Consider the following 8,529-nt stretch of genomic DNA (forward strand, 5'->3'; position numbering starts at 1 on the left):
CCTAGCCCCACTTCTTCTTGGAAAATACCCATGTCCCGACGGGCGCCGTCCGCCCGCGGCGCGTGTTCAGCGCGTGGGAACCGGCGTCTCGCCCCGGTAGTCGTAGAACCCGCGATGGGTCTTGCGTCCCAGCCAGCCCGCCTCGACATATTTGGTCAAAAGCGGGCAGGGGCGATACTTGGTGTCGGCCAGCCCCTCATGCAGGACATTCATGATCGCAAGGCAGGTGTCGAGCCCGATGAAATCCGCAAGCTCCAGCGGCCCCATCGGATGGTTCGCCCCAAGCTTCATCGACTCGTCGATCGACCGGACCGAGCCCACGCCTTCGTACAGCGTGTAGACCGCCTCGTTGATCATCGGCATCAGGATGCGGTTGACGATGAAGGCCGGGAAATCCTCGGCCGAGGCGGCGGTCTTGCCCAGCGACTCGACCACTTTCAGCAGCGAATGGTAGGTCTCTTCGTCGGTGGCGATGCCGCGGATCAGCTCGACCAGCTGCATCACCGGCACCGGGTTCATGAAATGGAACCCCATGAATTTCTCGGGCCGGTCGGTGCGGCTGGCCAGCCGCGTGATCGAGATCGACGAGGTGTTCGAGGTCAGGATCGTGGTCGGTTTCAGATGCGGCTGCAGATCCTCGAAGATCGCCGTCTTGACCGTCTCGCGTTCGGTCGCGGCCTCGATGATCAGGTCCGAAGACCCCAGATCGGTCAGTACCGTGGTGGTCGAGATCCGGTCCATCGCGGCCTGCTTCTCGGCCTCGGTGATCTTTTCGCGGCTGACCTGGCGGTCGAGGTTCTTGCCGATGGTGCCCAGCGCCCGGTCCAGCGCTTCGGCCGAGATGTCGTTCAGCTTGACCTCGTACCCGGCCAGAGCAAAGACATGGGCGATGCCGTTGCCCATCTGGCCCGCACCGACTACCCCGACCGTCTTGACGTCCATCTGCATCCCCCGCCTTGCTGGCGGCACATTGGCCGATGCGGCGCTGCCGCACAAGGGCGACGTTATCCATAGAATGCGAACTTTAGCGACTTCGAAACGCCGCATGCCCAACCTGAAAAGCGGTGAGTCGCAAGACGCGAGTGGGTGCAAGATGAGCTTCGATAACATGGGCAGCGGATCGCTGTCCTACTTCCCTTGCCGTTACGGCAATTCGAGATTGCTGTTCAGGGGGCCAAGGAGATCGCTGGACCAGCCCTATTGTGCCGTGGTGGGTGGCACCGAGACCTATGGAAAATTCGTGCCGAAGCCGTTTCCGGCGCTGATCGAAGAGGCGACCGGGCTGCAGATGGTCAATCTGGGCTGCGTCAATGCCGGGATCGACGTCTTCCTGAACGACGTCTCGCTGATGGACGTGGTGGCCGGGGCCAAGGTCTCGATCTTTCAGGCGCTCGGGGCCCATAACATGTCGAACCGTTTCTACGTGGTGCATCCGCGCCGGAACGACCGCTTCCTGCGCGCCTCGGCGATGCTGAAGGCGCTCTATCCCGGCGTCGATTTCACCGAGTTCCACTTCACCCGTCACATGCTGAGCGTGCTGAAGCAGAAATCGCCCTCGGCCTTCGAGATTGTGGTGGCCGAATTGCAGATGGCCTGGCAGGCGCGGATGCGCAAGCTTGCGGGGCGCATCCCGGGCGACAAGATCCTGCTCTGGCTGTCGGGTCACGCGGCGGAAGACGATCAGCCGTCCGACGGGCTGGGCGAGGACCCGCTGTTCGTCACCCAGCACATGCTGGATACGGTGCGGTCCTATTTCACCCGGGTCATCGAGTTCGAACCCAGCCCCGAAGCGCTTGCCCAGGGCACCGAGGGCATGGTGCATGGCGAGATGGACCAGGCCGCGGCCGCGTCGCTGCCCGGACCGGCGGTGCATGAAGAACTTGCCGAAGTGCTGACCGTGGCGCTGCACGAGTTGCGCGTGCTCTGACCCCGACCCACCCCGCTTGCCGACATGAAAAGGCCCGCCGGTGCGATCCGGCGGGCCTGTCGTTCCTTGGCGGCGGGGCCTCAGAGCTTGGAGACCAGCTCTGGCACCGCATCGAAAAGATCGGCGACAAGGCCGTAATCGGCGACCTGGAAGATCGGCGCCTCTTCGTCCTTGTTGATCGCGACGATGACTTTCGAGTCCTTCATCCCGGCGAGGTGCTGGATCGCGCCCGAAATCCCCACTGCGATGTACAGCTCGGGGGCCACGACCTTGCCGGTCTGGCCGACCTGCCAGTCGTTCGGCGCAAAGCCGCTGTCGACCGCCGCACGCGACGCGCCGACCGCCGCACCCAGCTTGTCGGCCAGGTCCTCGATCAGCTTGAAGTTCTCTTCCGACCCGACGCCGCGGCCGCCCGAGACGATCACGCCGGCCGAGGTCAGTTCGGGCCGGTCGCTTTTCGCTTCGGTATCCGAGACCCATTCCGACAGTGCGGGGTTGCCCGCAGCCGCCACGTCCGAGACCGGGGCGCCCGCGCCTTCGCCCGCCGCCTCGAAGGTCGAGGTGCGGATGGTCAGGACCTTCTTGGCATCCGAGGACTTGACGGTCTGGATCGCGTTGCCGGCATAGATCGGCCGGTCGAACGTATCGGCATCGACCACGCCCACGACATCGGTGATGACCATGACGTCCAGCAGCGCGGCGACGCGCGGCATGATGTTCTTGGCGTCGGTCGTCGCGGGGGCCGCGATATGGTCATAGTCGCCCGCCAGCGACACGATCAGATCGGCGGTCGGTTCGGCCAGTCGGTGGCCGTAGATCGCATCCTCGGCGACCAGAACCTTCGCCACGCCCTCGATCCTGGCGGCGGCCTCGCCCGCGGCCTTGGCATGTTCGCCGACGCAAAGCGCGGTCACCTCGCCCAGTGCCTTGGCGGCGGTCACTGCCTTGGCGGTCGCGTCAAGTTGCAGTTCGCCCCCGGTGACTTCGGCAAGCAGCAGAACGGCCATCAGAGCACCCCCGCTTCGTCTTTCAGTTTCGCGATCAGCTCATCGACCGAACCGACCTTGACGCCGGCCTTGCGCTCGCGCGGTTCGGCGGTCTTCAGCACGGTCAGGCGCGGCGCGGTGTCGACGCCGTAATCGGCGGGCGTCTTCTCGTCGAGCTGCTTCTTCTTGGCCTTCATGATGTTGGGCAGCGAGGCATAGCGCGGCTCGTTGAGGCGCAGGTCGACCGAAACGATGGCCGGCAGCTTGACCTTGATGGTTTGAAGGCCGCCATCGACCTCGCGGGTGACCTCGGCCATGTCGCCGTCGATCTCGAGCCCCGAGGCGAAGGTGCCCTGGCTCCAGCCCAGAAGCGCCGACAGCATCTGGCCGGTCGCGTTCATGTCGTTGTCGATCGCCTGCTTGCCGCAAAGCACCAGACCCGGCTGTTCCTCGTCGACCACGGCCTTGAGGATCTTGGCGACGGCCAGCGGCTCGATGTCGTCATGGATGTCCTCGGCGGCGACGATCAGAATCGCCCGGTCCGCGCCCATGGCCAGCGCCGTGCGCAGGGTTTCCTGGGCCTGCTTGACCCCGATCGAGACCGCGACGATCTCGGTGGCCTGACCCTTTTCCTTCAGGCGGATCGCCTCTTCGACGGCGATCTCGTCGAACGGGTTCATTGACATCTTGACGTTGGCGAGATCGACCCCCGTTCCGTCCGCCTTCACGCGGACCTTCACGTTGTAGTCGATCACCCGCTTAACAGGCACAAGGACCTTCATCGGCGTGTGTCTCCCTTGCAGTCGCGCCCCCGTCCGGGGGCAAGTCAAACGTTCCGGGCAGTGTTAGCGAGTCTCAAACCGAGGGAACAGACCAAAAGCGTCGGGAAAGTATATTTCGTCAGGGAAGGTTGCTGCGGCCGTTTTGTTGCGCGCTGTGCCTTGGGGCGCGTGGTCCGGGCGCCGCGTCCCGCCTAGCCCTTGTCGATCAGCCAGTCGAGCGCGGGCGTGGGCAGCACCCGCCGCGCGATGTTCATCAGGTAGGTGGGCGTCGTCACGAAATAGCGCGGGCGCGGGTGTCGCGCTTCCAGCGCATGGACCAGCTTGCGGCTGACCGCCGAGGGCGGCAGTTCGAACCTGTCGCGGCCGCGATCCTCGTAAAGCCGTTGCAGAAGCGAGGTGCGGTACTGATCGGCCCGGGCGCTGGCCGTCCAGTCGACCCAGCGTTCGAAGTGCGGGATCGAGTTCACCCGGATCTTCGAGGTCACCGGGCCGGGCTCGATCAGGATCACCCGGATCGGGGTGTCGCGCATCTCAAGCCGCAGCGTGTCGGTCAGCCCTTCCAGCGCGTATTTCGTCGCCGAATAGGCGCCGCGCCATTTCAGCGGCACGAGCCCCAGCACCGAGGAACAGTTGACGATCCGGCCATGGCCCTGCGCGCGCATCGCGGGGATCACCCGCCGGGTGAGGTCGTGCACCCCGAAAAGGTTGGTCTCGAAAATCTCGCGCAGCGCGCCGCGAGGCAGGTCCTCGACCGCGCCGGGACAGCCGAAGGCGCCATTGTTGTAAAGCGCGTCCAGCGTGCCGCCGGTGCGCGACAAGGCCTCGTCGACCGCGGCGGCGATGCTTTCTTCGCTGGCATAGTCGAGCGGGAAGCTTTCCAGCCCCTCGCTGCGCAGGCGCGCGCAATCGGCTTCCTGGCGGCAGGTGGCGAACACCCGCCAGCCCCGCGCGGCGAGCGCATGGGCGGCATCATGGCCGATGCCAGAAGAACAGCCGGTGATCAGGACGCTGCGTGCCATGACGCGCTGTTGGCATCCGGCGCGCGCCCTGTCCAGCCCCGAGCTGTCCTGCTAGTTCACCGGGCAGCCCGAAAGATCGTCGGCGCAGGTCACCAGCGTGCCGGAACAGCTGACCGGTCCGACTTCGGTGCAGCCCGAGCAGGACACGCCCCCCGGTCCGCCCGGGTCGCTGCTGCAGCCGTCGCAGCAGAAGGACCGCGACTCTGCCCCCATGTCGATTATGGCGAATCCGGTCCCGACCGAAACGCGGGGGCCGCCGCCGGGATTGGCCCTGAGCGTGCCATGGCTGCCGGCCTGTGTGCCGGCCGACATGGACTGGTTCTGGGCGAGGGCGGGATCGGGAAGGGCGGCAAGGACAAGAGCGGTGCCCAAGGCGATTGGTGCAAAAAGTTTCATTGGGGTTCTCCCTGAAAAGAAGGGGAGTATACCCTTTTCGCGTCCAAATTGCCACGCGCGGGGCGGCGGCCGGGTCGGGGGCGGCAGGCGGGTTCCGCCTCTGGACTTGTCTGCCTGCCTTATCTAGACGACACACATGTCAGACGCCACCGAAACCCCCAAGATGGACGCCGTGTCCGAACCGCTCCGCCGTGCCATCGGCGACCGGTATCTGACCTATGCGCTGTCCACGATCATGGACCGGGCGCTGCCCGACGCGCGGGACGGGATGAAACCCGTGCACCGCCGGATCCTGTTCGCGATGCGCGAACTCAAGCTGACCGCGACCGGAGGCTTCCGCAAGTCGGCCAAGATCTCGGGCGACGTGATGGGCAACTATCACCCCCATGGCGATGCCGCGATCTATGATGCGATGGCGCGGCTGGCGCAGGATTTCAACGTCCGCTACCCGCTGGTGGACGGGCAGGGGAACTTCGGCAATATCGACGGCGACAACCCCGCCGCCAGCCGCTACACCGAGGCCCGCCTGACCGCCGCGGCCGAGGCCCTGATGGAGGGGCTGTCGGAAAACGCGGTCGATTTCCGCCCCAATTACGACGGCACGCTGGAAGAGCCCGTCGTGCTGCCCGCGGCCTTTCCGAACCTGCTGGCCAACGGGTCGAGCGGCATCGCGGTGGGGATGGCCACGAACATTCCGCCCCACAACATCGACGATCTGGTCGGCGCCTGCCTGCATCTGATCAAGTCGCCCGAGGCCCATGACGACACGCTGCTGCAATATGTGCCGGGACCCGATTTCCCGACCGGCGGCGTCATCGTCGAGCCGCGCGACAGCATCGCCCAGGCCTACCGGACCGGGCGCGGCAGCTTCCGGCTGCGCGCCCAATGGGCGGTCGAGGATCTGGGGCGCGGCCAGTGGCAGATCGTGGTCACCGAGATCCCCTATCAGGTGCAGAAATCGAAGCTGATCGAGCGCATCGCCGACCTGATCCAGACCAAGAAGATCCCGATCCTGGCCGATGTCCGGGACGAAAGCGCCGAGGACATCCGGCTGGTGCTGGAGCCCCGCTCGCGCAATATCGACCCCGAAGTGCTGATGGGCACGCTGTTCCGCAACTCGGATCTCGAGATCCGGTTCAGCCTCAACATGAACGTGCTGATCGACGGGCGCACGCCGAAGGTCTGTTCGCTGAAGGAGGTGCTGCGCGCCTTCCTCGATCACCGGCGCGACGTGCTGATCCGCCGGTCCGAGCACCGTCTGGACAAGATCGACCACCGGCTCGAGGTGCTGGAGGGGCTGCTGATCGCCTTCGTCAACCTCGACCGGGTGATCGACATCATCCGCTATGACGACGAGCCGAAGGCCGCGCTGATGGCCGAGGACTGGGCGCGGCCGCGCGCCAAGGCGATGTCTGACCGCGACTATGTCTCGCCGCTGCCTGCCGACGGGCCGGGAACGCTCAGCGAGGTTCAGGCCGAGGCGATCCTGAACATGCGGCTGCGCTCGCTCCGGCGGCTCGAAGAGATGGAACTGACCGCCGAGCGCGACCGGCTGACCGAGGAACGCGCGGGCCTGCGCGATCTGCTGGACCACGAAGACCTGCAATGGAAGCGGATCGCCGAGGAACTGCGCGAGGTCCGCAAGACCTTCGGGGCCAAGGCGCCGGGGGGCGCGCGCCGGACCCGGTTCGCCGAAGCCGCCGAGGTAGCCGAGGTGCCGATCGAGGCGATGATCGAGCGCGAGCCGGTGACCGTCGTCTGTTCGAAGATGGGCTGGATCCGGGCGATGAAGGGCCATCTGGCCGACGGCTCGGCGCTGAAGTTCAAGGACGGCGACGAGGGCCGTTTCGTGATCCCGGCCGAGACCACCGACAAGCTGATCCTGTTCGGTGCGAACGGGCGGTTCTACACCCTGCCGGTGGCCCAGCTTCCCGGCGGGCGCGGCATGGGCGAGCCGGTGCGGCTGATGGTCGATCTGCCCAATGAAAGCGAGATCGTCGCGCTCTTCATCCATCGCCCCGGCGAAAAGCTTCTGGTGGCCTCCAGCGCGGGCGACGGCTTTGTCGTCGGCGCCGACGAGGTGCTGGCCCAGACCCGCGCGGGCAAGCAGGCGCTGAACGTCAAGGCGCCGGTTGCGGCCAGGGTCTGCGTGCCGGTCTCGGGCGATCACGTCGCCTGCGTCGGGCAAAACCGCAAGGTGCTGGTCTTCCCGCTGGAGGAACTGCCCGAAATGACGCGCGGCAAGGGCGTTCGGTTGCAGAAATACAAGGATGGCGGTCTGGTCGATGCCACCACCTTCACCCTGGCCGACGGGCTCAGCTGGCGCGATCCGGCCGGGCGCACGCGCACCGAGACCGACCTCTCCGAATGGCTGGGCAAGCGCGCGGGCAGCGGGCGGATGGCACCGCGCGGCTTCCCAAGGGACAATCGCTTCACCTGAGCGCGAGCGTTGCGTGATCGCGGCCCTTGGGCTATTCCGGGGCGGCGATACAACATCTTGCGGGGACTCCATGAGCCGTCTGTTCACGACCCTGAAGCCCGTTCTGCTTGTCGCGGCGCTGGCGTTCGTTTCGGCTTGCGGTGCCAAGGACGATCTCGACGAGCCGCCGGTGCCGCTGGGCGATTTCAGGCTGGGCTATGCCATCGTCGTGGCCAAGAACGCCAAGGACATCCCCCCCTCTCGACAGGCGACTGCGCAAGAATGGGAGACGGTGCTGAAGGAAGAGCTGGAACGCCGCTTCGGCCGCTATGACGGCGACAAGATCTACCATCTGGGCATCGCGGTCGACGGCTATGCGCTGGCAGTGCCGGGCGTTCCGGTGGTGCTGGCCCCGAAATCGATGCTGGTCATGTCGGCCAATCTCTGGGACGACGCGGCGGGCAAGAAGCTGAACGCCGAATCCGAGCAGCTGTCGGTGGGCGAAGGTCTGAACGGGGCCACCCTTATCGGCACCGGGCTGACCCGCACCAAGGAGGAACAGATGCGCGCGCTGGCCCGGAACGCGGCCAAGCGGATCGAGCGCTGGCTTGTCGAGCACCGCGAGGACTGGCTGAACTACGATCCCGATGCTGCCGTGTCCGACGTGGGCCTGGCCGGGGTCGAGGCCGGATCGGCGGTCGACCCGCTGGCTGCCGCAGCGCCCGCATCGGCAGACGAAATCGTGACGCGTCCGCTGGATGCGACCGCGGAACCGCCCTCGACGACCCCGGCGGCGGACCCGTCCCGGGCCAACTGACGCTTGATTTCCGGCGGGCCAGAGACTAGAGAGCCCGCGATGTTGAATCGGGCCCGGAGGCGGCCCCCTAATCCATGAGGCGCCCAAGATGGGTAAGGCAAAGTTCGAACGGACGAAACCGCACGTTAACATCGGCACGATCGGCCACGTTGACCACGGGAAGACGACGCTGACGGCTGCGAT

9 protein-coding genes are annotated in these 8,529 nt (G+C 66.2%); 4 read left to right on the plus strand and 5 right to left on the minus strand.

The genetic code is table 11. The annotated features are described in order from the left end of the window. Window positions 1-66: 66 nt before the first annotated feature. On the minus strand, window positions 67-942 hold the full coding sequence (locus C8N38_RS19220) for a 3-hydroxybutyryl-CoA dehydrogenase (RefSeq protein ID WP_108028760.1): 876 nt from the start codon (window positions 940-942) through the stop codon (window positions 67-69). A 151-nt stretch (window positions 943-1,093) separates the two neighbouring features. Between C8N38_RS19220 and C8N38_RS19225 the strand changes: the two genes are divergently transcribed. Beyond that, window positions 1,094-1,927: a DUF6473 family protein gene (locus C8N38_RS19225; protein WP_108028750.1), complete on the plus strand. Its 834-nt coding sequence runs from the start codon at window positions 1,094-1,096 to the stop codon at window positions 1,925-1,927. A gap of 80 nt (window positions 1,928-2,007) precedes the next feature. Here the strand turns inward: C8N38_RS19225 and C8N38_RS19230 are convergent, their stop codons facing one another. The 4 genes from C8N38_RS19230 to C8N38_RS19245 all read right to left on the minus strand — a co-directional run bounded on the left by C8N38_RS19230 (window position 2,008) and on the right by C8N38_RS19245 (window position 5,110). Further along, window positions 2,008-2,934 (minus strand): electron transfer flavoprotein subunit alpha/FixB family protein, encoded by a 927-nt coding sequence (locus C8N38_RS19230; protein WP_108028751.1) that lies wholly within the window; start codon window positions 2,932-2,934, stop codon window positions 2,008-2,010. Beyond that, window positions 2,934-3,695 (minus strand): electron transfer flavoprotein subunit beta/FixA family protein, encoded by a 762-nt coding sequence (locus C8N38_RS19235; protein WP_108028752.1) that lies wholly within the window; start codon window positions 3,693-3,695, stop codon window positions 2,934-2,936. Before C8N38_RS19235 ends, C8N38_RS19230 begins: the two co-directional genes overlap by 1 nt. Before the next feature lie 191 nt (window positions 3,696-3,886). After that, window positions 3,887-4,714 carry an SDR family NAD(P)-dependent oxidoreductase gene (locus C8N38_RS19240; RefSeq protein ID WP_108028753.1) on the minus strand — a complete coding sequence of 276 codons (828 nt, stop codon included), beginning with the start codon at window positions 4,712-4,714 and terminating at the stop codon, window positions 3,887-3,889. A gap of 51 nt (window positions 4,715-4,765) precedes the next feature. Continuing rightward, window positions 4,766-5,110 (minus strand): hypothetical protein, encoded by a 345-nt coding sequence (locus C8N38_RS19245; protein WP_108028754.1) that lies wholly within the window; start codon window positions 5,108-5,110, stop codon window positions 4,766-4,768. 136 nt (window positions 5,111-5,246) lie between these two features. Here C8N38_RS19245 and C8N38_RS19250 point away from each other — a divergent pair, with 136 nt between their 5' ends. The 3 genes from C8N38_RS19250 to C8N38_RS19260 all read left to right on the plus strand — a co-directional run. Beyond that, window positions 5,247-7,550 carry a DNA topoisomerase IV subunit A gene (locus C8N38_RS19250; RefSeq protein ID WP_108028755.1) on the plus strand — a complete coding sequence of 768 codons (2,304 nt, stop codon included), beginning with the start codon at window positions 5,247-5,249 and terminating at the stop codon, window positions 7,548-7,550. A 70-nt stretch (window positions 7,551-7,620) separates the two neighbouring features. Beyond that, the gene (locus C8N38_RS19255) at window positions 7,621-8,346 is read left to right on the plus strand and encodes a hypothetical protein (RefSeq protein WP_245895811.1); all 726 of its coding nucleotides are present in this window, start codon (window positions 7,621-7,623) and stop codon (window positions 8,344-8,346) included. Between the two features lie 88 nt (window positions 8,347-8,434). Further along, the coding region (locus tag C8N38_RS19260) for a GTP-binding protein (protein WP_132693438.1) at window positions 8,435-8,529 on the plus strand (95 nt) is incomplete at its 3' end.

The sequence above is a fragment of the Rhodovulum kholense genome (genome assembly GCF_003053725.1).
In the GTDB taxonomy this organism is placed as follows: Bacteria; Pseudomonadota; Alphaproteobacteria; order Rhodobacterales; family Rhodobacteraceae; genus Rhodovulum; species Rhodovulum kholense.

What these genes read in the sequence shown, in the direction of transcription:
- C8N38_RS19220 (WP_108028760.1), bottom strand. Translation starts at nt 942, where the DNA reads ATGGACGTCAAGACGGTCGGGGTAGTCGGTGCGGGCCAGATGGGCAAC.
- C8N38_RS19225 (WP_108028750.1), top strand. Translation starts at nt 1,094, where the DNA reads ATGAGCTTCGATAACATGGGCAGCGGATCGCTGTCCTACTTCCCTTGC.
- C8N38_RS19230 (WP_108028751.1), bottom strand. Translation starts at nt 2,934, where the DNA reads ATGGCCGTTCTGCTGCTTGCCGAAGTCACCGGGGGCGAACTGCAACTT.
- C8N38_RS19235 (WP_108028752.1), bottom strand. Translation starts at nt 3,695, where the DNA reads ATGAAGGTCCTTGTGCCTGTTAAGCGGGTGATCGACTACAACGTGAAG.
- C8N38_RS19240 (WP_108028753.1), bottom strand. Translation starts at nt 4,714, where the DNA reads ATGGCACGCAGCGTCCTGATCACCGGCTGTTCTTCTGGCATCGGCCAT.
- C8N38_RS19245 (WP_108028754.1), bottom strand. Translation starts at nt 5,110, where the DNA reads ATGAAACTTTTTGCACCAATCGCCTTGGGCACCGCTCTTGTCCTTGCC.
- C8N38_RS19250 (WP_108028755.1), top strand. Translation starts at nt 5,247, where the DNA reads ATGTCAGACGCCACCGAAACCCCCAAGATGGACGCCGTGTCCGAACCG.
- C8N38_RS19255 (WP_245895811.1), top strand. Translation starts at nt 7,621, where the DNA reads ATGAGCCGTCTGTTCACGACCCTGAAGCCCGTTCTGCTTGTCGCGGCG.